The 22,733-nt window shown below is 49.7% G+C and carries 25 protein-coding genes and 1 riboswitch; of the genes, 6 read left to right on the forward strand and 19 right to left on the reverse strand.

The features are described 5' to 3' along the window. Nucleotides 1-2 precede the first annotated feature (2 nt). The 14 genes from AB1K83_RS09760 to AB1K83_RS09825 all read right to left on the reverse strand — a co-directional run bounded on the left by AB1K83_RS09760 (nucleotide 3) and on the right by AB1K83_RS09825 (nucleotide 12,864). Complete coding sequence (locus tag AB1K83_RS09760) at nucleotides 3-854, reverse strand: 3-hydroxybutyryl-CoA dehydrogenase (RefSeq protein WP_413058003.1); 852 nt, start codon at nucleotides 852-854, stop codon at nucleotides 3-5. 35 nt (nucleotides 855-889) lie between these two features. Then, entirely contained in the window at nucleotides 890-2,092 is a 1,203-nt protein-coding gene (locus AB1K83_RS09765; RefSeq protein WP_413058004.1) for an acetyl-CoA C-acetyltransferase, read from the reverse strand. A gap of 377 nt (nucleotides 2,093-2,469) precedes the next feature. After that, nucleotides 2,470-4,620: a (Fe-S)-binding protein gene (locus AB1K83_RS09770; protein WP_413058005.1), complete on the reverse strand. Its 2,151-nt coding sequence runs from the start codon at nucleotides 4,618-4,620 to the stop codon at nucleotides 2,470-2,472. 295 nt (nucleotides 4,621-4,915) lie between these two features. After that, a complete protein-coding gene (locus tag AB1K83_RS09775; RefSeq protein ID WP_413058006.1) occupies nucleotides 4,916-5,506 on the reverse strand; it encodes a cob(I)yrinic acid a,c-diamide adenosyltransferase in 591 nt (196 codons plus the stop codon). Continuing rightward, nucleotides 5,503-5,892 (reverse strand): bifunctional adenosylcobinamide kinase/adenosylcobinamide-phosphate guanylyltransferase, encoded by a 390-nt coding sequence (locus tag AB1K83_RS09780; RefSeq protein WP_413058007.1) that lies wholly within the window; start codon nucleotides 5,890-5,892, stop codon nucleotides 5,503-5,505. Before AB1K83_RS09780 ends, AB1K83_RS09775 begins: the two co-directional genes overlap by 4 nt. Continuing rightward, the gene (locus AB1K83_RS09785) at nucleotides 5,844-6,434 is read right to left on the reverse strand and encodes a histidine phosphatase family protein (RefSeq protein WP_413058008.1); all 591 of its coding nucleotides are present in this window, start codon (nucleotides 6,432-6,434) and stop codon (nucleotides 5,844-5,846) included. The genes AB1K83_RS09780 and AB1K83_RS09785 overlap by 49 nt, the downstream gene beginning before the upstream one ends. After that, complete coding sequence (gene cobS / locus AB1K83_RS09790) at nucleotides 6,407-7,174, reverse strand: adenosylcobinamide-GDP ribazoletransferase (RefSeq protein ID WP_413058009.1); 768 nt, start codon at nucleotides 7,172-7,174, stop codon at nucleotides 6,407-6,409. Before cobS ends, AB1K83_RS09785 begins: the two co-directional genes overlap by 28 nt. Then, nucleotides 7,171-8,010, reverse strand: a complete 840-nt coding sequence (locus tag AB1K83_RS09795; protein WP_413058010.1) for a cobyric acid synthase — start codon at nucleotides 8,008-8,010, stop codon at nucleotides 7,171-7,173. The genes cobS and AB1K83_RS09795 overlap by 4 nt, the downstream gene beginning before the upstream one ends. After that, complete coding sequence (locus tag AB1K83_RS09800; RefSeq protein ID WP_413058011.1) at nucleotides 7,925-8,599, reverse strand: bifunctional adenosylcobinamide kinase/adenosylcobinamide-phosphate guanylyltransferase; 675 nt, start codon at nucleotides 8,597-8,599, stop codon at nucleotides 7,925-7,927. The genes AB1K83_RS09795 and AB1K83_RS09800 overlap by 86 nt, the downstream gene beginning before the upstream one ends. After that, nucleotides 8,586-9,545: an adenosylcobinamide-phosphate synthase CbiB gene (cbiB, locus tag AB1K83_RS09805; protein WP_413058128.1), complete on the reverse strand. Its 960-nt coding sequence runs from the start codon at nucleotides 9,543-9,545 to the stop codon at nucleotides 8,586-8,588. The genes AB1K83_RS09800 and cbiB overlap by 14 nt, the downstream gene beginning before the upstream one ends. After that, nucleotides 9,542-10,225, reverse strand: coding sequence for an adenosylcobinamide amidohydrolase (locus AB1K83_RS09810; RefSeq protein ID WP_413058012.1), 684 nt, complete (start codon nucleotides 10,223-10,225; stop codon nucleotides 9,542-9,544). The genes cbiB and AB1K83_RS09810 overlap by 4 nt, the downstream gene beginning before the upstream one ends. Nucleotides 10,226-10,348: 123 nt before the next feature. After that, nucleotides 10,349-10,534, reverse strand: a riboswitch (cobalamin riboswitch). Then, the gene (locus AB1K83_RS09815) at nucleotides 10,490-10,678 is read right to left on the reverse strand and encodes a hypothetical protein (protein ID WP_413058013.1); all 189 of its coding nucleotides are present in this window, start codon (nucleotides 10,676-10,678) and stop codon (nucleotides 10,490-10,492) included. Its footprint overlaps the riboswitch before it by 45 nt. Nucleotides 10,679-10,759: 81 nt before the next feature. Then, the gene (gene argS, locus AB1K83_RS09820) at nucleotides 10,760-12,427 is read right to left on the reverse strand and encodes an arginine--tRNA ligase (RefSeq protein ID WP_413058014.1); all 1,668 of its coding nucleotides are present in this window, start codon (nucleotides 12,425-12,427) and stop codon (nucleotides 10,760-10,762) included. Next, nucleotides 12,424-12,864 (reverse strand): DUF1934 domain-containing protein, encoded by a 441-nt coding sequence (locus AB1K83_RS09825; protein WP_413058015.1) that lies wholly within the window; start codon nucleotides 12,862-12,864, stop codon nucleotides 12,424-12,426. Before AB1K83_RS09825 ends, argS begins: the two co-directional genes overlap by 4 nt. Before the next feature lie 152 nt (nucleotides 12,865-13,016). Between AB1K83_RS09825 and AB1K83_RS09830 the strand changes: the two genes are divergently transcribed. After that, nucleotides 13,017-15,074, forward strand: coding sequence for a transglycosylase domain-containing protein (locus AB1K83_RS09830; RefSeq protein WP_413058016.1), 2,058 nt, complete (start codon nucleotides 13,017-13,019; stop codon nucleotides 15,072-15,074). A 494-nt stretch (nucleotides 15,075-15,568) separates the two neighbouring features. Here the strand turns inward: AB1K83_RS09830 and AB1K83_RS09835 are convergent, their stop codons facing one another. Continuing rightward, nucleotides 15,569-16,099 carry a YwhD family protein gene (locus AB1K83_RS09835; protein WP_413058017.1) on the reverse strand — a complete coding sequence of 177 codons (531 nt, stop codon included), beginning with the start codon at nucleotides 16,097-16,099 and terminating at the stop codon, nucleotides 15,569-15,571. A gap of 68 nt (nucleotides 16,100-16,167) precedes the next feature. Between AB1K83_RS09835 and AB1K83_RS09840 the strand changes: the two genes are divergently transcribed. Then, nucleotides 16,168-16,353: a 2-hydroxymuconate tautomerase gene (locus AB1K83_RS09840; RefSeq protein WP_413058018.1), complete on the forward strand. Its 186-nt coding sequence runs from the start codon at nucleotides 16,168-16,170 to the stop codon at nucleotides 16,351-16,353. A gap of 50 nt (nucleotides 16,354-16,403) precedes the next feature. Here the strand turns inward: AB1K83_RS09840 and AB1K83_RS09845 are convergent, their stop codons facing one another. After that, nucleotides 16,404-16,910, reverse strand: coding sequence for a YwgA family protein (locus AB1K83_RS09845; RefSeq protein WP_413058019.1), 507 nt, complete (start codon nucleotides 16,908-16,910; stop codon nucleotides 16,404-16,406). Nucleotides 16,911-16,925: 15 nt separating this feature from the next. After that, entirely contained in the window at nucleotides 16,926-18,224 is a 1,299-nt protein-coding gene (locus tag AB1K83_RS09850; RefSeq protein WP_413058020.1) for an HD domain-containing protein, read from the reverse strand. 196 nt (nucleotides 18,225-18,420) lie between these two features. Here AB1K83_RS09850 and AB1K83_RS09855 point away from each other — a divergent pair, with 196 nt between their 5' ends. Continuing rightward, nucleotides 18,421-19,056, forward strand: a complete 636-nt coding sequence (locus AB1K83_RS09855; protein WP_413058021.1) for an RsfA family transcriptional regulator — start codon at nucleotides 18,421-18,423, stop codon at nucleotides 19,054-19,056. Nucleotides 19,057-19,363: 307 nt separating this feature from the next. Here the strand turns inward: AB1K83_RS09855 and AB1K83_RS09860 are convergent, their stop codons facing one another. Both AB1K83_RS09860 and pta read right to left on the reverse strand, forming a co-directional pair. After that, nucleotides 19,364-20,194 (reverse strand): biotin/lipoate A/B protein ligase family protein, encoded by an 831-nt coding sequence (locus tag AB1K83_RS09860; RefSeq protein WP_413058022.1) that lies wholly within the window; start codon nucleotides 20,192-20,194, stop codon nucleotides 19,364-19,366. Nucleotides 20,195-20,232: 38 nt separating this feature from the next. Beyond that, complete coding sequence (gene pta / locus AB1K83_RS09865; protein ID WP_413058129.1) at nucleotides 20,233-21,213, reverse strand: phosphate acetyltransferase; 981 nt, start codon at nucleotides 21,211-21,213, stop codon at nucleotides 20,233-20,235. Nucleotides 21,214-21,382: 169 nt separating this feature from the next. Between pta and hemQ the strand changes: the two genes are divergently transcribed. From hemQ to gerQ, 3 genes are all read left to right on the forward strand, one after another. Further along, nucleotides 21,383-22,132, forward strand: a complete 750-nt coding sequence (gene hemQ, locus AB1K83_RS09870) for a hydrogen peroxide-dependent heme synthase (protein ID WP_413058023.1) — start codon at nucleotides 21,383-21,385, stop codon at nucleotides 22,130-22,132. A 108-nt stretch (nucleotides 22,133-22,240) separates the two neighbouring features. Further along, nucleotides 22,241-22,372: a hypothetical protein gene (locus AB1K83_RS09875; RefSeq protein WP_413058024.1), complete on the forward strand. Its 132-nt coding sequence runs from the start codon at nucleotides 22,241-22,243 to the stop codon at nucleotides 22,370-22,372. Between the two features lie 4 nt (nucleotides 22,373-22,376). After that, a complete protein-coding gene (gene gerQ / locus AB1K83_RS09880; RefSeq protein WP_413058025.1) occupies nucleotides 22,377-22,727 on the forward strand; it encodes a spore coat protein GerQ in 351 nt (116 codons plus the stop codon). Nucleotides 22,728-22,733 lie beyond the last annotated feature (6 nt).

The following is a 22,733-nucleotide window of genomic DNA, read 5'->3' on the forward strand; positions in this document are numbered from 1 at the left end:
CTTTATTCGTATACATAGAAGCCACGGCCTGATTTTTTACCGAGCCAGCCCGCTTTTACATATTTGCGGAGCAATGGGCATGGGCGGTATTTCGAGTCCCCGAATCCCTCGTACAGCGTTTCCATAATGTAGAGGCATGTGTCGAGTCCGATAAAGTCTGCCAATTGCAATGGCCCCATCGGATGGTTCATGCCCAATTTCATGACCTCGTCAATCGCTTCTTCTTTTGCGACGCCTTCGTAGAGGGTGTAAATTGCTTCATTGATCATTGGCATAAGGATGCGGTTGGCAACAAATCCAGGGAAGTCATTCACTTCTACCGGTGTCTTATCCAGTTTTAAAGTCATATCCTCGACCGCTTGATATACTTCGTCTGCCGTTGCGAGTCCACGGATGATTTCGACCAGCTTCATGACGGGCACCGGGTTCATGAAGTGCATACCGATCACTTTCTCCGGGCGTTTCGTCACTGCCGCAATTTCAGTAATCGGCAAAGATGAAGTATTTGTCGCAAGAATTGCGTGTGCGGGAGCGATCTGATCCAACTTTTCAAAGATGGATTTTTTAATAACCATGTTTTCAACAGCGGCCTCGATGACCATATCGACGTCGGACGCATCTTGCAGATCCAATGATTTTGTAATCCGTCCAAGTACTTCGTTTTTCCCGTCTTCCGTCATGCGTCCTTTTTCGACATTGCGGGACAAGTTTTTCGAAATGACGGAAAGCCCTCTATCGTAAAACTCTTCTTTGATATCGTTCAACTTCACTTCAAAACCGGCTTGCGCACAAACTTGGGCAATTCCACCGCCCATTTGTCCAGCACCGATAACCATTATTTTTTTGATTTCCATAACGTGATTCCTCCCATTTCCCGATTCCAACTCGATTAGGCTTCGTTTGTATTTTCCACTTCGATCATGATTGCGTCGCCTTGCCCGCCTCCGGAACAGATCGATGCGATGCCAATTCCGCCGCCGCGTCTTTTCAGTTCATGGGCCAGTGTTAGGATAATCCGTGTACCGCTCGCCCCGATCGGGTGACCGAGCGCAACCGCACCGCCGTTGACATTCACTTTCTCAGGGTCTAGTTCCGCAATTTGAGAGCTTGCTAGTGCGACAGCCGCAAACGCCTCATTAATTTCAAATAGATCAATGTCTTCCAGCTTCTTGCCGGTCTTTTTCAACAGTTCATTGATGACGAGACCTGGAGTTTGCGGGAAGTTTTCAGGTTCGATGGCGACTTCAGCATGCCCTATAATTGTAGCCAGCGGCGTTTTCCCTTCTTTTTTAGCCCGTTCTTCATTCATCAACACAAGGGCGCATGCTCCGTCATTCACGCCCGGTGCATTTCCAGCTGTGATCGTACCATCTTTGCCGAAAGCCGGACGCAGTTTTGCGAGCGACTCAAGGGACGTATCCCGACGAGGTGCTTCATCCGTTTCGAATTTCAACGGATCCCCTTTTCGTTGCGGAATTTCGACAGGGATGATTTCCTCAGCAAACAGTCCTTTTTCAATCGCTTCCGTTGCACGTTGGTGACTGCGCAATGACCATTCATCCTGTGTTTCGCGCGTTAGTGTAAACGCTTCCGCTGTTTGGTTGCCGTAGGTTCCCATATGAACCCGCTCCGGCGAGAAGGCGCATGATAGCCCGTCGTAAATCATTCCATCCACCAATTGCGAATCGCCCATTTTCAATCCAAAGCGACCTTTTTGCAAATAATACGGTGCGTTTGACATCGATTCCATGCCGCCTGCCACGATCACTTCTTCGTCTCCCAACCGGATGAGTTGGTCGCCCAAAGTCACACTTCGCATTCCAGAAGCACAAACTTTGTTGATCGTTTCCGTTTTCACCGACCACGGAAGACCTGCTTTCGTCGCAGCTTGTCGGGAAGGGATTTGCCCTTGCCCTGCTTGAAGCACCGTCCCCATGATGACTTCGTCAACCTCATCTTCTTTCACGTCTGCGCGATGCAATGCCTCTTTAATCGCGATTCCACCCAAATCACTTGCCGACATGGCTTGCAAGGCTCCGCCCAATTTTGCAAACGGGGTGCGTGCCCCTCCGATAATAACTGTTCTTGCCATTTTCATCGCCTCCGTTTTGATAGTTAACTCTTCATGGAAATGAATTTAGTTGACTGAACGCTCGCTCAATGACTACTCGAAGAAAAAGGGAGTGTTCCCACTCCCTGCATTAGTTGTGATGTCAAACAGATCGGTGCAATCCGTCCAGTTTCTAAATCAATTACGCCTCGGCGTAATTGCGTCCGGATTTTTTCGAGCTTGCTCGAAAAGCTACCCCTAAAAAATCCGTGACATCCGCCGGAGGCTTAACTTGACTCGACAGAGAGTTTAGAATCCCTCTGAATCTTAATGCCTTCTGCCTCTTATTTAGCCACAAATAAAGTCACTTGAGGCAAGTTAATCCAATTGTACGATAAAACTAATTTTTCTGCAATGACTTATTGGAGAATCGGCTCCTCTTCTTCCGTTGCAGCCATCTCCTTCTGCTCACCGAAAATCGATCGCTCCAGCAATTCTGCGATATCATATGTGCCGACTTTATCTTCCACTTCCACTGCTTTCGTTCCGTCCGATAGCATCGTCAAGCAGTATGGACAACCCGAGGAGATAATTCCAGGACTCACTTCAAGCGCTTGCTCGGTCCGCGCTACGTTGACGCGGTGGCCTGTATCTTCTTCCATCCACATCAGACCTCCGCCGGCGCCACAGCACATGCCGTCCTGGCGGTTCCGTTTCATCTCGACGAGCTTGACGCCTGGGATCGCCTTCAGAATTTCACGCGGTGGATCGTACACGTCATTGTATCTGCCCAAGTAACAAGAATCATGGAATGTGATCGTTTCATTGATCGCATGTTGCGGTTTCAGTTTCCCTTGGACGACGAGTTCATGGAGAAGCTCCGTATGGTGGATGACTTCTGCTTTGAATCCGAAATCCGGATATTCATTCTTAAAGATATTATATGCGTGCGGGTCGATTGTGATTATCTTTGTAACGCCCGCCTTTTCGAATTCTTCGATATTGGATGTCGCCAATTCTTGGAATAAAAATTCATTTCCTAGTCTGCGCGGCGTATCGCCGGAGTTCTTTTCTTTATTCCCCAAAATGGCGAATTTGACGCCCGCTTCGTTCAGCAGATGTGCAAAGGACAACGCAATTTTTTGGGAACGGTTATCAAAAGCACCCATCGAGCCGACCCAGAATAGGTATTCGAAGTCTTCGCCCGCTTTTTTCATTTCTTTGACAGTCGGGATATGGAGATCCGGATTGGCATCGCGCCAGTTCTCCTTTTCTTTCCGGTTCAGCCCCCACGGATTCCCTTGACGTTCGATGTTCGTCATCGCACGTTGTGCATCCGCGTCCATTTTCCCTTCCGTCATGACGAGATAACGACGAAGGTCAATGATTTTATCGACGTGTTCGTTCATGACCGGACATTGGTCTTCACAGTTCCGGCATGTCGTGCACGCCCAGATCTCCTCTTCCGTGATGACATCGCCGATCAGGCTTGGACTATAAATATCGTCAAGGACCGCACCTTCCGCACCAGCAGCAAGCGCGATCTGGTTGCCCTTCGAATTGTTGAATGCGAATGTCGGCACCCACGGCTTTTGCTTCGTGACGAGCGCCCCTGTATTCGTCAAGTTATCACGCAGCTTCGTGATCAAATCCATCGGAGACAACATCTTACCCGTCCCGGCGGCAGGGCACATATTTGTACAACGACCGCATTCCACGCAAGCGTAGAAGTCGATCATTTGCAGCTGTGTGAAATCGGTTACTTTTCCAACGCCAAGCGCTGGCATTTCATCTTCTTCTTCCGCATTCTCAAGCGCTTCGAAATCAATTGGCGCAAGTTTGCTCCGGCGGTCGAACCGCATGAAATACGTATTGACCGGCCCAGCGATCAAGTGCGCGTGTTTCGACTGCGGCACGTACACGAGGAACGTCAATAAAGTCAGTAAGTGAACCCACCATGCGACAAAAAAGACAGCCGCAGCGGCGGTCGGTGACATGAAGCTAAGAACGGAGGCAATAGCGGACGCCATCGGCTCGGTCCAAGTCGGCTCATGTCCTTGCCAGATCATATTCGCCCCATTTGAAACAAGAGTCGATAACATGAGCGTTCCAATGAAAATCAAGACAAGACCCGATTTCCAACCCCTTTTCAAACGCACAAGTTTCTCAACATAACGGCGATGAAACGCCCAAATAACGGCGATAAGAATGACAGCGACAACAATCTCCTGGAAAAATGTAAAGCCAGGATAAATCGGTCCAAACGGTAAATGAGAACCCGGCTTAAGCCCTTTCCAAATTAAGTCAATAGCACCTAACTGGACTAGTAAAAATCCATAGAAGAACATGACGTGAATCGATCCGCTCTTCTTATCCTTCAATAATTTCTTTTGTCCGAAGACGTTTACCCAGACACTTTGAAGCCTTCTGGATACATTGCTGTCAAACTCTTCTTTCCGGCCGAGTTTAATGAATTGGTATCGTGTTTTTAATAAATATGTGAACAATGCAAGCGCATAGGCTGTTACAGCTAAAAACAACACCCAATTCGCAATTAGTAATGGCCCCATTCATTCCCTCCCCTTTCGTTTAACACACACATGATGAATTACTCTTAATTTACAGTTTAGTTATGAATGAGCATTCAGTCAACAGAAATTTTTATTCAATGCGGAATATTTTTCTCTGTACAATAATTTGGCTGGATTTTCATTATGATTTGATTATACTATATTTTCCGTCTTTTTCAATACATTAAATAAAATATTACTATATACGCAATTTATAATTCCCGTAAACGCAACAGAGTAACTAAAATATGTTTTATTTACAAATTAAAAACCCGCGAAAACCGCGGGCTTTTCCTTACTCTTTTTTATCTTTGCCAGGTTTATCCGTCCGGAACACTTTCGCACTGCGGACATATTCATTATCAGGCACATTCAATCTCGCATTCGTAATACGGGCAGCAACGAAGAGATAATCGGAGAGGCGATTCAAGTATCGTTGGACGACAGCAGGCACGTCTTCTTCCGATTTCATGAGCGTGACCGTCAATCGCTCGGCACGTCTTGCCACCGTTCTTGCGATATGCAATGTGGCCGCAGCAGGTGAACCGCCCGGCAAGATGAACCGCTCGAGTTCCGGCGCTTCTTCCATCAAGTCGTCAATCCGTTGTTCCAGCACGGCGATCGGTTCTTCCGATAGTTTGTAATGGCGCTCCTTCATCACGTTTGCCAGGTCACCGCCCCCGTCGAATAATTCATTCTGGATGGCTTCCAAATCTTTCAGCAGATCCGCGAAAATAGCCGGATCCAGCTCCGTCATCGCCTTTCCGATGAATGAATTCAGCTCGTCCATCGAGCCGTAAGCTTCCACGCGTAAACTGTCTTTGTCGACACGCCCCCCGATCAGGCTCGTCTGTCCTTTATCCCCTGTCCGTGTGTAAATTTTCATAATCCCTCTCCCCTTCTCTTCAAAGTTTGTGCCAGTCCGTACCAAATCCGGGTCACTTCATCTGCTTCCGCCAGCAGCCGCTGGTACAAACGGCCACATCGATCGCGCAGGTCCCGCAACGCCGGGTCCATCGGCACGATGCCCCGGCCAATATCCGTCAAGATAACGATGGTTTCTTGCCCTCGGAGGCTCTCCATTACTTGGCGGATGGCTTCCTCTTCGGATAACTCCGTCCGGGCCATCCAATCTTCAAGCCCTGCGACCACTACCGTGCTATCAACCCTCTCCGGAAGTGTTCCTTCGTACCAGGCCGCTTCCCGACCCGCAAGCAGTTCCCTCACATAATCCCGTTTTCCGTTTGCAGCTCCGCCGATATAGACATGCATGGCTTTCCCTCCTTGAACGCTTGTTCACTGTCCCAGTCCAACTGGTATACGACGCCATGCGGAATATTCCATGACCAGAACTCCTGCGGGATTGGGGAAAATTTCGTCAAGATGACCCGCATCGGTCCGCCGTGCGTGACGACTACCGCTTCATCGGGAAGCTCTGCCAATGCTTCCAGGACCCTCTTTTGTACATCTCTCAAACTTTCACCATCCTCTGGAGCCATTAAAAATGGATTGTCGATCCAGTCACGGTATTCCTGTACCTTTTCCAGTTCCGCATACGTTTTCCCTTCAAATACTCCAAAATTGCATTCCCGCCATCGCGCATCCGCTTCGTACGCCGCTTCCGGGAAATAAAGTTCAGCCGTTTGCTTCGCACGCAGCAAGTCACTACCATACACAACAGACGGATTCAGGGGTTCTGTAATCCTTCCTTCATTCACGACAACTGGCTCATCGGTCCAACCGATGTATTGACGAGCTTGATTGCCTGCAGTCGGCAAGTGACGGATCAAATGAATACGATAACGACGAACCATAACAGCACCTCCGCCCCTTCGATAAATGCACCGCATAAGTCACCCGAAACGCCTCCGAAGTTTTTTATTGTCCATTTCCGAAAAAGGAGCAGTGCGCCCGAAAGTACAGCAGCAAGGGAAGCTGCCATTCCAATCTGGTTTGTCATGAATCCAATGATAGCCAGTAATAGCAGACTCGCCACAATGGAAACTCCGATGATTCCCTTGCCCGCCATCTTCTCCTTGAAAAAGTGCGCGATCCCTTTGTCTTTCGCAAGCGGCACCGCTACGAAGAATATATTCATTCCCGCTCTTGCCAAGAAGGGGATGAGGAGAAAATACAAATAGGACCAGCCGGCGTCGGATGACAAGAATTCGTGGAGCAATGCCACTTTGACTAGGACGAGCAGGACGAGTGCCATCGTGCCAAATGCGCCGAGTCGCGGATCATCCATAATTTCATGGCGCTTCGCCTGATCCCGGTACGAAAAATACGCGTCCCCGGTGTCTGCCCATCCATCCAAATGCAGGCCGCCTGTCAAGACAATGCCTGTCGTGACGACGGCCACTGCCGTGAGCAGTGTGCCTAGCCCCATCCCTTCGGAAAAAAGTTCAGCAACCGCAAACATCCCGAAGCCGATTGCCGCCCCTACGAACGGTAGCGCGATGTACATGGATGTCACTTCTTTCCGCCCAAGCGGAAACTCCTTTTGTAAAGGGATTGCCGTAAAAAACTGGATGGCGAGTAAGATGCCGTTCACGCAGAGGCCCCTCCCACCGAAGAAATAATGCTCTTAATCAAAGGCCAATCGAGATGCCCTTTAATATGATCCGCCCATGCTTCGTACACATCCACGTCCGCTGGAGCCAGGCTGATCGGCCGTTCCATGTCTTCCTCTTGGATTCCGTGATCAGCTTTAAATGGGATGATTCCCGCAACCGGAATTCCCGTATAGGATTCAATAAAATCGACCCCTTCTTGAAACAAGGCAGGATCTCCATGGAATTTATTGATGATGATCGCTTTCACGCGGGCCCGGTGCTCAGGCGCGAGAAGCTGCAAGGTGCCTACGATGGAGGCGATGGCTCCGCCGCGATCGATATCCGCCACGAGTACGACCGGGACGTCTGCAATGTCCGCCACCCGCATATTGACGATTTCTCGATCGTTCAAATTCACTTCTGCCGGGCTCCCCGCCCCTTCGATAATGACGGTTTCATAGGTTTTTGCCAGTTGATCGAGGGACGTCCGGATCGCTTCGACCGCTTGCTGGAAAAACTGCTCCCGATACGTCATTCCCGTAACAGGGCCAAACTTCTCCCCGAAAAAAAGCACCTCGGACTTCATCGAAGCGACCGGTTTCAATAAAATTGGATTCATATAAACCGTGGGTGTCGTCCGGGCAGCCTCCGCCTGCAAAAATTGGGCACGGCTCATTTCTTCGCCCCGTTCTGTTTTCGCCGAAAATCTCGACATGTTCTGTGATTTGAACGGCGCCACCCGTACTCCTTCATTGGCGAGGATGCGGCAGAGTGCTGTGCAAATCATCGTCTTCCCCGAATCGGATGCCGTCCCTACGACCATTAGTCCATTCATCGTTTCTCCCCCTTTTCCAGTACATCGCCACGCCATAATCCATTTCAATCGCTTCATCCGCTCTTCGGACCAACTCTCGATGGACACGCCCGAGCCATTTCATATAGATTTTCGTTTCGGGATCACTCATCGGTATATCATCCAGCACTTCATTGGAAACGATGATGAGATGGGCGGCTTTTTGCCGTAAGGCCTCTACCGTTTCATAGAGCCGTTCTTCTTTCGCTTCCATACAGCCCGGTTGGTGAATGCAGGGCGTTCCTTCATCCCATCCTTCATACAATTCATTCGCCAGCCAAGTCGTTGCGCAATCCCAAAGGACCAAATCACCCAAACGGATAGATGGCAATACCTCTTCCATCCGAACGGATTGTTCCAGCGTAGTCCAATTTATATGTGCACGATCTAATCGATGCTGATCAATCCTGGCCTGCATTTCTGCATCGGTCGCTGTTCCCGATGCGATATAGACAAGACGCCCGCCAGTCCGCTGCGCTTTTTTCACTAAATAATCTTCAGCAAATGCGCTTTTCCCACTTCGGCTGCCGCCGAGAATTACGGTCAACAATCCCTTATTATGTATTCGCAAATATGAACACCCCGATCACCGTCATCCATAGCCAAAACACGAAGGATGCGATATGCATCTGTCTGACAGCGGATTGTATATGCTTGGCTGTCAGCGGCATGATTCCCGGCCCAATTTCCGGACGCGCCGAAACGACGCCGCGATAGGTACTTTTCCCACCTAACCGGATACCCAGTTGCCAAGCCGTCGCAGCTTCCGGAAACCCGCTGTTCGGGCTTGGATGGCGCCGCGAATCCCTACCGAATCCGACAACTCGCTGCCCGAATGGCAACTTCCCTTCATTTGCCGTATGGAAGAGGATGAGAAGTCCAGTAATCCGGGCGGGTATATAATTTAGCAGATCGTCCGCCTTTGCGGAAAACTTCCCAAACTGGGCAAACCGATCGTCCTTATAGCCGACCATCGAATCGAGCGTATTGACCGCTTTGTATAGCCAAAGACCCGGAGCCCCGAGTAAAAAAGCCCAAAATAAAGGCGAAGTCACGCCATCAGCCGTATTTTCGGAAACCGTCTCAATTGTCGCCCTCGAAATCTCGCTTTCATCCAGCTTCTCGGTATCCCGGCCGACAATCCAGGATAATTTTTCCCGAGCTTCTTTAAAGTCCCCATTTTCCAGCGGTCTCTTCACAGCTAGCGCGGCGTCCCGCAAACTTTTCTGTGCTAGCCCGATCGCTATTAGGACAGCTTCGATGGCAATCCCGACGAAAGTATGAATCTCATAAGCTAGCCAGACGATGATCGCTGCAGTTACTGTGACGATTCCCACCGTTGCGAAGAACAGCACCGCCCCTTTCCAGACGCGATGGCGTCCTTTATTCAAAAGCAACGTCATCTTGGAAATGAAAGATCCGATCCACCGGACAGGATGTGGCCAATTGGGCGGATCCCCGATGAGCCGGTCTAAAAGAAAACCGATGGCAATGGCGATGAAATGCGACGGGATCACGTAGTCCACCCTTTCGCTTTCTTGTACGCCCGAAGTGCTCGCACCGTACAATCGTAGACGCCATGGCCGACCAATTTTCCAAGAGGGGTCACCGTTCCGGCATATGGCAGATACTCTCCTTGCTGCGTGGCCGCAATGAGAACGCTGTCAGTCGATGTCCCGGTCGCAATAGTGCCAGTCAGCGGATCTTGGATCGCTTCATCATGAAGGGCTTTCACTTTCGCTTCGGTCGCCGTAATCATTGTTTGGACGAACGCCTCATCCGACAACTGACCATTGACGATGATCCATGTATTGATCGTGCCGATTTTCTGTTCCTCTTCTCTTGTCAGCGCTTGCGAGACGTCCACCGCATTCCCGACCCCTGCTGTCACGGCGATGAGGACGGAACCGAAATCGCCATCATATTGGCCGATTTCCACATGTTCGGTCGAGACGGCAGTCATCATTCCAACCGTCTCTTCTGCTCGAAACCCTTGCTGCTCAAGGTAAGCCGCCATTTCCCCTTTGGCATCGTCGCAATGATAATTCATATCCACATGGCGATTCACGAAGGCGCGGAACCACCCTATGCCGGCATTGTGGACAGCGGAAGATAGTGTCTTCAACGGTTGTTCTGCCCGGAAACTCACATAGTTGGACGACACGGAAAACCCTTCTAGTGTTGCAATGAACTGCATATTCCCCCACGCCTTTCTACTGTTTAAATTGAAAAAATCCCCCGTACAAATACGGAGGATGTGCAAGTAAAAATCCAAGCGCCCTTAAAGCGGTCCGATTTCCACCGACCTTTTCCTCGCAGGTCACGGGTGATCCGTAAAGGCAGGTCTCCTGGCTCGTGATCATCGCTTGCCGCGTCTTCCCGGAATGGTTTCCAGTGACTTCTCACGACTTGCTCACACTTACAGTGGCGGGACCGCGCCGGACTTCAACCGGCTTCCCTTTTAACCCCGCCAGACACGCAGGGCACCTTTACTCCGTTTCATTATACTATAGAAAAAGGGCGTGTCGAGGACTTCTCTGAAGAAGGGCCTGCTGCTATCCGTCACTTTTGATGACTTATCCGTCACTTTCCGGGCTTTATCCGTCCCTTCCGGAAACATATTCGTCAAGTTCACAAGTTTATCCGTCACTTTCCATCTTTTATTGTCAAGTCAAGACCTTCTACCCATAAATAAAACCGCCACACCGAAGCGTAGCGGTCTAATTTTTTCTTACATCCGTTCTGGTGCTGCAACACCCACCAGTTTCAGAGCGTTTGCGATGGTAGCGCGAGTGGCAGTGATAAGAGCGAGCCGCGCTTCGGAAAGCTCCCGATTTTCCGGGTCCAACACTTTTTCCGCATTGTAGAAGCTGTGGAATGAAGCGGCCAACTCCTGAATATAGGTAGTCACCCGGTGCGGTGAGCGGAGTCGTGCCGCATCGGCCACCACTTTCGGGAAGTCTCCGATTTTCTTCATCAATTCTTGTTCTTTTTCCGCTTGCAATAAAGAGACATTCTCCACGGACCCGGCCAGATCTGTGTCTGCGGCTTGGCGCAAGATCGAAGAAATCCGCGCGTGCGCGTACTGTGCATAGTAGACCGGGTTTTCATTCGACTGGGAAATCGCGAGGTCCAGATCGAAATCCATTTGCGAGTCGCCGGAACGCATTGCGAAGAAGTAGCGGACCGCATCCAAACCTACGTCTTCCACGAGTTCCCGCAACGTGACCGCCTTGCCCGTCCGTTTGCTCATCTTGAATTTTTCACCGTCTTTGAACAGTTGGACCATTTGCGCGACTTCGACTTCCAATGTGTCGCGGTCATAGCCAAGTGCCTCGATGGCCGCTTTCATCCGCGGGATATAGCCGTGATGATCGGCTCCCCAAATGTTAATAAGTTTATCGAAGCCGCGATGTAGTTTGTCCTCATGATAAGCAATATCCGGCGTCAAATACGTATACGTGCCGTCATTTTTAATGAGCACCCGGTCCTTGTCATCCCCGAACGTCGTCGAGCGGAACCAAGTCGCGCCGTCTTCCTCATAGACATGGCCGTTCGCCCTCAACTTATCAAGCGCCACGTCGATCTTTCCGTTTTCATATAAAGACGTTTCCGAAAACCAATTGTCAAATGAAACCCGGAAATCTGCCAAGTCCTTTTTCAACTTCGCCAATTCAAATTGCAGACCGTATTCACGGAAAAATGAATAGCGTTCCTCTTCTGAAACGTTGACATACTGATCTCCAAACTCTTCTGCCAACTGTTTGCCGATGTCAATGATATCTTGACCCTGGTAGCCGTCCTCCGGCATATCCTTCTCCAAACCAAGCGCTTGGAAATAGCGGGCTTCCACCGATTTCGCGAGATTATGCACTTGATTGCCGGCATCATTGATATAGTATTCGCGGTAGACATCATATCCGGCAAAGTCCAGGACATTGCATAAAGAATCGCCAAGGGATGCGCCACGGGCATGGCCAAGATGCAAGTCCCCGGTCGGGTTGGCGGAAACGAATTCAACCTGGACTTTTTCATTCGCTCCAGCGTTGGAACGACCGTAGTTTTCCCCTTGATCCAATACGGTTTTCACGACATCCCCGAGGTAATCGGTTTTCAGACGGATGTTCATGAAACCTGGGCCCGCCACTTCAATCGTGTCGATCGCCGTTCCCGCCGTATCCAATTTTCCGAGTATCGCGTCCGCAATGGCACGCGGTGGTTGTTTGGCAAGCTTGGTCAACTGCATCGCAATATTCGTTGCATAGTCGCCGTTCTCTTTGTTCTTCGGTGTTTCCAACATGATTTCCGGAATATCCGCCGAATTGACAAGCCCGGCCGCAATCACCGCTTGGTGCAATGCCTCTTTCACTTCATTTTGAATCTTTTCTACCGCGTTCATGATTTTCCCTCCGTATATGTAATAGTCAAATGGTATGTGCCGAGTAAGGACTTGCCATCCAACAGCCGATACTGGACATGGAACTCGCCGCCCTGACCTTCCTGTTCCTTGGTAAACTGCAAATGATCTGTTTGGACGTGAAGATCGAAGGTAGCCGGCCCGCTGCCGTATGAACCCATCCGTCTGCTTTCCATACTGAAAGGCAGTCGCATCTGTACGGCTCCTTTGCGCATGATAAGCGCGTCTTTCGGATCCAGTTTGACGATTGTCTCGATGGTGCCGTCCTGTTTTTCTACGTATTGCAAGTACGAGGTTCCCCTTTTTTCAATGAGCCTTCCCGTCAATTGGAACTCGTGCGTTTCCTTGACTTGTCCCGGATGCCGGATTGACGAATGGAGCCGGATATCCACTTGTTTCCCTTGATGTTGCCGTTCCATACGGTCACCTCCACATATCTTTTTATTATACCGTTCTCCCGCCCTACATTTCAATCTATCCGGAAAGGAAGTAATGTTTTTCATTCACCCCCGTTTAATCTCTTTCCTAGGTTCGCATACTGAACGTAATGACAAGGACAGGGTGGGATCCTATGCGACGGACGGTATATGTAAAAAAGAGGAAGCGGCAAGTGACGATTAGGCGGGTGCTGTTGCTGACAGTTATGACGTTGACCGCAGCATTGACCGTCTTTCTATCACTTCGAATCTATGCCCAGATTACGGGGGCCCCTTCATTAAGTGTGCCAAAAGCTACCATTTTCCTAGATAAAAACGGCAATCAGATTGGCGACCGCTTTTCCCTCGAGAGACGGTACTGGGTCAGTCTTGATGAAATTTCACCTTTGTTGGTCGATGCGGTCATTGCGACTGAGGATAAAAATTTTTACAAGCATAGTGGGTTTGATTACCGACGGATCGCGGGTGCCGTATTGAAAGATATTAAATCGATGCGTAAAGCCGAGGGAGCCAGTACGATCACCCAGCAATATGCACGAAATCTCTTTCTGACGCATGAAAAGAGCTGGAAGCGCAAAATCAGTGAAGCGCTCTATGCGTACCGGATGGAGCGCTTTTACGATAAAGATGTCATCTTGGAAGGCTATTTGAATACGGTCTATTTCGGACACGGCATGTATGGCGTCGAGGCGGCAAGCCGGTTTTATTTCGGAAAGCCGGCCAAAGATTTGACGCTGGAGGAATCCGCCGTCATCACGGCCATCGCAAAAGGTCCGTCGGTCTACTCCCCTCTGGATAACCCGGAGAGATCGAAGGAACGCCAGCAATTGGTCTTGTCGCTGATGGAATCTCAAGGATTCATTACCGAGCATCAGGAGGAACGGGCAAAAAAGGTGCCGATTCATTTAATGACAGAGGAGTGGGCCGACACGAAGCGGGTCGCCCCGTATTTCTTGGATGAAGTATGGAGGGAAGCGGAACGATTGCTGGCGGAAAAAGGGCGGCGTCCAGCAGAAGGCGGCTGGACCATCCGGACGACGCTGGACCCCCATCACCAGCAAACGGCGGAGGAAGCAATCGCCAAATGGATGCCCGACAGTGGCCTGCAAATCGGGTTCATCTCGATGGAGCCGGACACCGGTGCGATCACCTCACTTGTAGGTGGCGTTGATTATGCCAAAAGCCCGTTTAATCGAGCGACCCAAGCAAAACGGCAACCCGGTTCAGCGATGAAACCGATTTTATATGCAGCTGCACTGGAGGATGGATATAGCCCGCTCACCTTCCTGTCGACCGAAAAGACGGTCTTTACGTACGATGAAGGGCGATCCACCTACGTGCCAAACAATGTGAACGGAAAATTTGCCAATCAACCGATCTCACTCGCCCAGGCCATCGCCATTTCGGATAACATCTACGCCGTAAAGACACTGGAAGATATCGGTTACAAAAAGTTTTCCAAAATGGCAGAGCGGCTCGGCATTGATACTAAGTTTCCTGAGTCTCCGGCCGTCGCGCTAGGAACAACAGAGGTCACCTTATCCGATATGACAAAAGCGTACAACCGCATTGCTTCCGAAGGGGTGGCTGTGGAACCGATGACCATTTACGCTATCACGGACGCGGAAGGGAAAACTGTGTACGAACATGAGACCCCGAAGAGCAAGCACGTTATGACCGAACAGGATGCGTTCATTCTCACCCATTTGATGACAGGCATGTTCGATCCGGTGTTCAATGACTATTTGACGGCGACCGGAATCTCCATGCGGCAACACCAGACACGCCCCTATGCCGCCAAATCAGGCACGACCTTGTCGGATCAATATTTAATCGGCTTTTCGCCTTCATTGACGGCAGGCATCTGGACAGGCTTCGATAAAGGATTGCAGTTGAGCGATCCGATCGACAAGGCTGCTTCGAAAAAAATCTGGATGGATTTTATGGAGGAAGCGCATAACGGAAAGACGCCAGAGCCCTTCTTGCCTCCACCCGGCGTTACTAGCGTGATCGTCGATGTGGAAACAGGAGGCATCGCCGTCAGTGACTGCGACCGTCAACGAGTTGTCTATGTTAAGGAAAAAGACATGCCGCAAAAACTATGCACCGATCGCACCCTGCGCGAACACCGTTCTTCTGGAAAAGGCGACGACAAAAAATTCGACCTCTTCCCGTTTTCATTTTTTGAGTGATGGTGTTGGGGAAATTAGTGGGTTATGGGCGGTGGAGCGGGAGATATGGGCGGACCGTGAAGGATATCAGCGGTTCTCCCGAAATATGAGCGCTGAACCAAGGTTATGGGCGTTCCGCGGAGAATATGAGCGGCGCCCCCGAATTATGGGCGCGGAACCGAAAATATGGGCGGGCCGTGGAGGATATCAGCGGTGCCACCGACTTATGAGCGCGGAACCGAAGTTATGTGCGGGCCGCGGAGGATACGGGCGGTGCCCACTGACTTATTCCAAATCAAAAAAGCTTTCCTCTCTAAACGGGGGAAAGCTTTTTTACCGGGCAAGGCGTCCTGCCGTGTCGTATCGTGCTTGGGTTTGTTTGATACGGCATACGTCAGAAATGCACTATTCCGGCTGTCCTAGCTTACAATGGCAAGCTGTAGTTTTAGTGTACTTCCTTTCCCGGCGACATTCAACCTCGGAACGGGAAGTATGCGGAATTTGTCACATATCGTTCATAATCCAGGCGAATCTACGCCCAAGTCAACATGCAGCTTTGGCTCACTCCGCTCCCACATCTCTTTATTATGAGTGGCTAAAAAGTCGGCCAGTACTTTTTTGGAGTCATCGTCCATATGATCGACGATAATATGCCGCTTCATGGATTTGTCCATTTTATTCACATGATCGGCCAATATTTTAAAGCCGCGGCGCTTCTCGCGGTTGACGATCATTTCACACGCCGTCATCCCGGCATAATACGGCCCGTCCTCTTTAAAGTCAATAGTGACCCAAACGAGCCAATACGGTTTGCCACCTTCAGAATCCGCCCGATCCGTCGTAAATTTGATGCCCCGCTCCAGATCGCTTCGTGCGTGCATGGCGCCGATTTCGATGCTGGCGGTCCCTTCTTCTACGTCGATTATGACGGGCGACACATTTTCCAAGGATAACGCACCGACTCCGAATCCTCGATGGCCATCGATTGGATCATCTTTTATAATGGTGAACCCTATTTTCTGCTTCGGCTTTTCTTCGTTTGCCATGTATTCGTCCCCTCCAAATCTGATAGTATATACACTATACCGGATTTCCGGGGAAAGGGGGAAGTCGAATGCCATACGTAACTGTGAAAATGCTCGAAGGCCGCTCAGAAGAACAAAAACGGGCGCTATGCGAAAAAGTGACGGAAGTGGTCGTCGAAACAACGGGTGCACCTGCGGAAGCCGTTGTCGTCTTTATTGAAGAAATGCCAAAAAGCCATTATGCCGTCGCTGGAAATCGCTTGAGCGATCAGTAAAAAAATGAGAGACCGACTTACCCGGGATACTCCCCGGAAGCCGGTCTCTCTTAATTTACCGTGGATTGCTGCAGTTCGGCAATAAAATCAAATGCGTTGGTCATTTCCTCATCTGAGAAATTCAGCTTGTTTTTAACGATATGGACTTTGGCCACTTGCTCTTCCCGGTCCAGATGGTCAAAATAGAGTAATGTAGATACCAGTTCCAGAAAGCGGGAACTTTTTTCATTCAGCCGTTCAATACAGGCACCGAGCAACTCAGGCGGCTCCCCAGCCGTCTCCAGAAAGCGCCCCCCCTCTTCTGTCACATGATAGCTGTAGCGGACGTACGATCCCTTGTCCGTGCATTGTTCCGCCAAGAACCCCATTTCGCAAAGCTCCTCCACGCGAAGCGTCAATTCTTCCGAGTACGGACCGTACATATGTAATTCGTATTTTTCCGCGAATGGAAAATTCATCTTTTTTGCGATATAAACCATCTTTTGCAACTTTTTCCGTCCATTCACTTCATTTGCGATTGAAATGAATTGCGCAATTTTGGCATGTTCCTGTAACAAGGTCATACCCCTCCCTCATTTTTTCAACATATGTAATATCCGCTCATAGATAGGATTCTCATTTTTCCCTTTTAGCAAGACATCTTCCGGAAAATAGAGTTTATGGTCTGTCCGACGTTTCCCCGAAATGGAATCCACAATATCGGAGGAACGGGATAGTTCCCGTAATTCCCCATTCCGCATTTGCAAATAGATTGGCAGACGTTCATTTTCCTCGCCCGGCCGGTAAAAGTCGTAGGGCAGATCCGAGGAAGAGTCGGCAATCAAATAATAATCGGGGTCGATAGCAGCTTCTCTGAATAACTGTTCCAACTCTCCAATCTTCCGATACTCTGTCGCCGGGTCAAACTCGACATATTGGAATAGTCTCCGGTTAATAAAACGATAGCAGAGATCCGATAAAATCGGATCGTCCTCTTTCGTCCAGATTTGGAAATAAGTCAATAACACGCTCTCATCCAGCGAAATATAATCCTCCAAATTAAACGTCCGATCGAAGAAAGAACGGAAGTGAACCGGCTCTTGCTTGAACATATACCCTTTTCCATGAAGTTGTTTCGCCCGATGCAATATTTTCATTAAAATCACTTCAGCACTGCGGGACACTGGGTGGAAATACACTTGCCAGTACATTTGATAGCGGCTCATGATATAGTCCTCCACCGCGTGCATGCCGCTATATTTGACAACGGCCTGCTCCTCGGTCGGACGCATGACACGCAAAATGCGCTCCATGTCAAAATGGCCGTACGACACCCCTGTATAATAGGCATCCCGCTGCAAATAATCCATTCGGTCCGCGTCAATTTGGCTCGAAATGAGACTGACGACCAGCTTATCCGGATACGTCTTGCCAATGACATCCGCCACTTTTTGCGGAAAATCATCGCCTACTCTGCGGAGCACTTCATTCACCTCAGTGTCTCCCAATAAAATACCTTGTGTAAATTGTTCATGATCCAAGTGGAACACTTTTTCAAATGCGTGCGAAAACGGACCGTGACCCAGATCGTGCAGCAGAGCGGCGCATAACGTCACAAGGCGCTCTTCCTGGTTCCATTCCGGACGATGGACAAAACCATCATCCAAAATTCGCCGAACGATTTCATACACACCGAGAGAATGCTGGAAGCGGCTATGCTCAGCGCCGTGGAATACGAGATACGTCGTACCGAGTTGCCGGATTCGTCGCAACCGCTGGAATTCCCGGGTCCCGATGACATCCCAGATCACTTTGTCCCGTACGTGAATATAGCGATGTACCGGATCTTTAAACACTTTTTCTTCCAACAACTTTTCATGTTCATATGCCATCGCCGCTCGCCCCTCCGTCAAAGTCATTCCCTCTAGTATAGACAAAATGAGCGAAGGGAGGAAGATGGAAAAAGAATCATTCCGGAATCTCATTTAAAAAATTTAATAGACTGACGGAGACTGTATGAATAAAACACGTGAACTCTGTCCAAACTGACGATAGAAAAAGACTATGAACATGGCAGGAGGCACGGAAATGGTGAAAGTTAGACAGGATGCTTGGGTAGAAGAAAATGATGTTTTATTGGCAGAGACGGTGTTGCGGCATGTCCGCGAAGGTAGTACGCAATTGAGCGCATTCGAAGAGGTCGGGGACGCTCTGAACCGGACGGCGGCAGCTTGCGGTTTCCGATGGAACGCGGTAGTCCGACGCGATTATGAGAAGGAACTGGCTGAAGCGAAAAAAGAGCGGAAACAGGCGATGCGCGTTCTCGGTAAAGACTTCAAGCGGCGCGGCCAGCAATTGTATAATCCTTCGCAAGGCGGAGAGGATGAGCAAAAAACGTCGGTTCCGCTGTCAGCCCTATCCCTGGATACCGTCATTGCCTATCTCGTCAGAATGCATCATTCAGGTGCAGGCGATAACGAATCATTGCGTTGGAAACAAACTGCGAAAATCGCAACAGAAAAAATGGAAGAACTCGAAAAAGAGATTGAGAAACTTCGTCATGAAAACAAAACCTTGCGAGATGACTACGATCAGTTCGTCCAGATCATGAATCGCGCACGGCGCCTCGTTACACTCGAAGACGATGCCGAACGGACCGCCCCCGTTTTCAAAATGGAGCCCAACGGCAATTTAATCACAAAAGAACCACCGACTAACCATTGATCGGTGGTTTTTTTCGTTTAAATCGGGATGGGTGTTGGTGGCTGGGGTATAGTGTTGGGAAATTTTTGGAAATCGTTGTGTAGTTCAACGATGATGTTGTGAGGTTTTATTAAAACGTTTGCAAGCTGGAATGAAACATTGTGAGGTTCACTAAACGTTGTGAGGATGGACTCGAACGTTGAGGAGTTCCGTCGAGACATTATGAAGTTTGATGGATACGTTGTGAGGTTTTCAGAGATCACAAAGCACTTAGCACCTTTACTATGCAAAAACACAGCCCCCTATCACAAAGGGAGCTGTATTTGATTTAAACCAACATCTTCTGATTCCGTTCGACGACGCGGTTGAGGTAAGACGCGTATAGTTCCATTTCGTCCGCTTGGAAGCCGCTGAATGTGACGCGATCGGTCAATCCATTCAGGACAGTTTGCACACGGATCATGACGTCAGCCACGGTCAGCGGAATGCCGAGTAATTCCTCCAATGATGCCATTACTTCCGGCTGAATGGACGGGTAACGGAACTTGGTCGATTCCCCTTGCAATCCGATGTCATAGACGTCCCTGATGATTTCCGCACGGGCCGACCCGCTGCCCTCGACGCAAAGATAAACTTGGACGGCGATGCCTGAGCGGAGCCGGCGCTGGGAAATACCCGCAAATTTCCGGCCGCCGATGCTGAGGTCGTAGGAGCCGGGGCAATAGGAACCGACGATTTCATAGGCCTCGATCCGATTCCCCACTTCCGGGAATAGAAGACGGACAAATTCCAGCATCGTTTCGTAGCCGGCAGGGATATCGATGGCCCCTTCGCGCTCCGATAAGACGATGGAAATATTTAATACGCCACCATCCAGTACGACCGCCAAACCGCCGGAATTTCGTACGATGACCCGGTAACCTCTCTCTTCCAGCATTCGGATGGCGTCTCCCACATGGGGGAGACGGTGATCCTGAATACCTAAAACAATCGTGTTTTCGTGAACCCACGTCCTGACCGCCGGTACGCTCAATTGCTGGCCAACGAGATGGCAAAGGGTGTCATCTGCCGCGAAAGATTCCAAGGCGGAACGATTCCGGGCCGACATCGATTCATCGAAGAACCGCCATTGTGGTATGTGTAATAACGACTGTGCCATTTCAAACTTCTCCTGATTTCAAATTAAGACCATACAAGTTAAGATGATACACTTTGTGCTGCCGTCAACAAGGATACTTTGTACACATCGTCCGCCGAACAACCGCGCGACAGATCATTGACCGGTGCATTCAGGCCTTGCAAAACCGGGCCGATTGCTTCATAACCACCTAAGCGTTCAGTCAATTTATAGCCAATGTTCCCCGCTTCGAGCGTCGGGAACACAAAGACATTGGCATCCCCTTGAATGATTGAATCCGGCGCTTTTTTAGAAGCGACTTCGGGAATATACGCAGCATCAAACTGAAATTCCCCATCGAGTGGCAAATCGGGTTCCAGCATCTGGGCGATTTGTACGGCTTTCGCCACTTTTTTCGTTTCCACTGTTACCGCGGAGCCTTTGGTGGAGAAGGATAGCATAGCGACACGCGGCTCCACTCCGAACGACTTCGCTGTTTTTGCACTCTCAATCGCTATTTGGGCGAGTTCCTCTGCGGTTGGTGACACCGTAATTGCACAATCCGCAAACACGAGCCGCTCCGTCCCTTTCATCATGATGAAAGCACCGCTCGTCCGTGAAACCCCGGGCCGCGTTTTGATAATTTGGAGCGCCGGACGCACAGTGTCCGCCGTTGAATGGGCCGCACCGCTGACGAGGCCATCCGCCCGGTTTGTATAGACGAGCATGGTGCCGAAATAATTGACGTCTTTCAATAATTCTCGGGCCTCTTCCGCGGATGAGCGCCCTCCTCTTCTATCCACAAACTGTTCCACGAGGTCGTCCAAATAAGGGGCTTTCTCCGGGTCGACAATCGAAATGCCCGTGATGTCCACTCCTGCTTGGGAAGCCGCCGACTTCACTTCCTCCTCTTTGCCGAGCAATAGTGGAGTTACATAACCTTCCGCTTGGAGCCTGGCTGCAGCCGTCACAATCCGGACATCCCATCCTTCCGGCAGAACGATCGTCTTCTTAGCCCCGGTCAATTTTTTCCGTATTGCGTCAAATAGATCCATTGTCAACACCTCTTTACGAAAATTCAATATCCTAAGCATACACGAAGCGGGCAGGTGATAAAAGCGATACATCCATGGCAAATTCATGACAACGGCGCTATGGAAAGACCTTCCCGCGCAGTTTATGCTACACTTGATTTAGAAGTAAATATATCGTGAAGGAGACTGAATAGTTTTGAACGAAGCAGCTATCACACTCGATGGATGGTATGTATTACACGACTTGCGCTCCATGGACTGGGCCTCTTGGAAATCTATTTCAAAAGAGGAACGCCAAGCAGCGGTCGATGAGTTCCTCGCCTACTTGGACAAACTGCAACAAGCGGACGATAATAAAACCGGAAGCCATGCCTTCTATACAGTTGTCGGTCAAAAAGCGGATTTTATGCTGATGACATTGCGTCCGACAATGGACGAATTACAAGAGCTCGAGGCTGAGTTCAATAAACTGACAATTGCTGATTACACGATTCCGACCTATTCTTACGTGTCCGTTGTCGAATTATCGAACTACCTTGCGGGCGAATCCGACGAAGATCCATATCAGAACCCGTACATCCGCGGGCGTCTCTATCCGGAATTGCCGCGCAATCAGTACATCTGCTTCTATCCGATGGATAAAAAGCGGGAAGGCGATGACAACTGGTATATGCTCGATATGGAGAAACGGAAAGAATTGATGCGCAGCCATGGCTTGATCGGCCGCAGCTATGCAGGGAAAGTGAAACAGATTATTTCCGGCTCTGTCGGTTTTGATGACTATGAGTGGGGTGTCACACTCTTCTCGGATGACGTCCTCCAATTCAAGAAGCTTATCTATGAAATGCGCTTCGACGAAGTAAGTGCTCGTTACGGTGTATTCGGTTCCTTCTTTGTCGGCACCATTTTAGATGGCGATAAAAAAGCGGAATTCTTCAAAATCTGATGAAGTGTTGCCACATGCAGAGTGACTGCATGTGGTTTTTTTAATTTCAATTTTCAATTGCATGTTTAAGGGATGACGGACATAAGGTAATGGCAAGGGAATTTTGCCGTGGCAGCATACGGGCTGAACAAGATTGCCCAAATGTGTAATTTCATTCAACCGGAAGTTCCGCAAGCGGATGGTTCATGCAAAGGGCATCGAATTGCCGTGGCAAAATTGATTACCCAACAGAAAGGATGATGAATTGGTTCAATATTACTGGAACCCCGCCTACCAAAATCAACATATCGTGCCACCGCAAGTGACGATTCCGAGCGGGAGGCCGCCTACCCCCCTAGGAGGACGTGAGGAATCGTATATCGAAAATATTTTGCGTTTGAATCGTGGGAAAATCGGCACTTTCCACTTTTCATTCGAACATGCGGTGGAAGCAGGGAAAAATACGAAGGCGATCCGCGGCATGGTGGAAGCAGCTGGACGCGACCATGTCATTTTAAGCGAATCGGGAACCGGACATCGCTTTCTCATGCCCATGATTTATTTCGATTATGCAGAGTTCGATGAAGAGATGCGCTATTTCAATCAACAACCATAAAAAACT

Source organism: Sporosarcina sp. 179-K 3D1 HS (genome assembly GCF_047228905.1).
GTDB lineage: Bacteria > Bacillota > Bacilli > Bacillales_A > Planococcaceae > Sporosarcina.

Bases quoted from the DNA above. Each gene is read 5' to 3' on its own strand.
- AB1K83_RS09760 (WP_413058003.1), bottom strand. From the start codon at position 854: ATGGAAATCAAAAAAATAATGGTTATCGGTGCTGGACAAATGGGCGGT.
- AB1K83_RS09765 (WP_413058004.1), bottom strand. From the start codon at position 2,092: ATGGCAAGAACAGTTATTATCGGAGGGGCACGCACCCCGTTTGCAAAA.
- AB1K83_RS09770 (WP_413058005.1), bottom strand. From the start codon at position 4,620: ATGGGGCCATTACTAATTGCGAATTGGGTGTTGTTTTTAGCTGTAACA.
- AB1K83_RS09775 (WP_413058006.1), bottom strand. From the start codon at position 5,506: ATGAAAATTTACACACGGACAGGGGATAAAGGACAGACGAGCCTGATC.
- AB1K83_RS09780 (WP_413058007.1), bottom strand. From the start codon at position 5,892: ATGCATGTCTATATCGGCGGAGCTGCAAACGGAAAACGGGATTATGTG.
- AB1K83_RS09785 (WP_413058008.1), bottom strand. From the start codon at position 6,434: ATGGTTCGTCGTTATCGTATTCATTTGATCCGTCACTTGCCGACTGCA.
- AB1K83_RS09795 (WP_413058010.1), bottom strand. From the start codon at position 8,010: ATGAATGGACTAATGGTCGTAGGGACGGCATCCGATTCGGGGAAGACG.
- AB1K83_RS09810 (WP_413058012.1), bottom strand. From the start codon at position 10,225: ATGCAGTTCATTGCAACACTAGAAGGGTTTTCCGTGTCGTCCAACTAT.
- argS (WP_413058014.1), bottom strand. From the start codon at position 12,427: ATGAACGCGGTAGAAAAGATTCAAAATGAAGTGAAAGAGGCATTGCAC.
- AB1K83_RS09825 (WP_413058015.1), bottom strand. From the start codon at position 12,864: ATGGAACGGCAACATCAAGGGAAACAAGTGGATATCCGGCTCCATTCG.
- AB1K83_RS09830 (WP_413058016.1), top strand. From the start codon at position 13,017: ATGCGACGGACGGTATATGTAAAAAAGAGGAAGCGGCAAGTGACGATT.
- AB1K83_RS09835 (WP_413058017.1), bottom strand. From the start codon at position 16,099: ATGGCAAACGAAGAAAAGCCGAAGCAGAAAATAGGGTTCACCATTATA.
- AB1K83_RS09840 (WP_413058018.1), top strand. From the start codon at position 16,168: ATGCCATACGTAACTGTGAAAATGCTCGAAGGCCGCTCAGAAGAACAA.
- AB1K83_RS09850 (WP_413058020.1), bottom strand. From the start codon at position 18,224: ATGGCATATGAACATGAAAAGTTGTTGGAAGAAAAAGTGTTTAAAGAT.
- AB1K83_RS09855 (WP_413058021.1), top strand. From the start codon at position 18,421: ATGGTGAAAGTTAGACAGGATGCTTGGGTAGAAGAAAATGATGTTTTA.
- AB1K83_RS09860 (WP_413058022.1), bottom strand. From the start codon at position 20,194: ATGGCACAGTCGTTATTACACATACCACAATGGCGGTTCTTCGATGAA.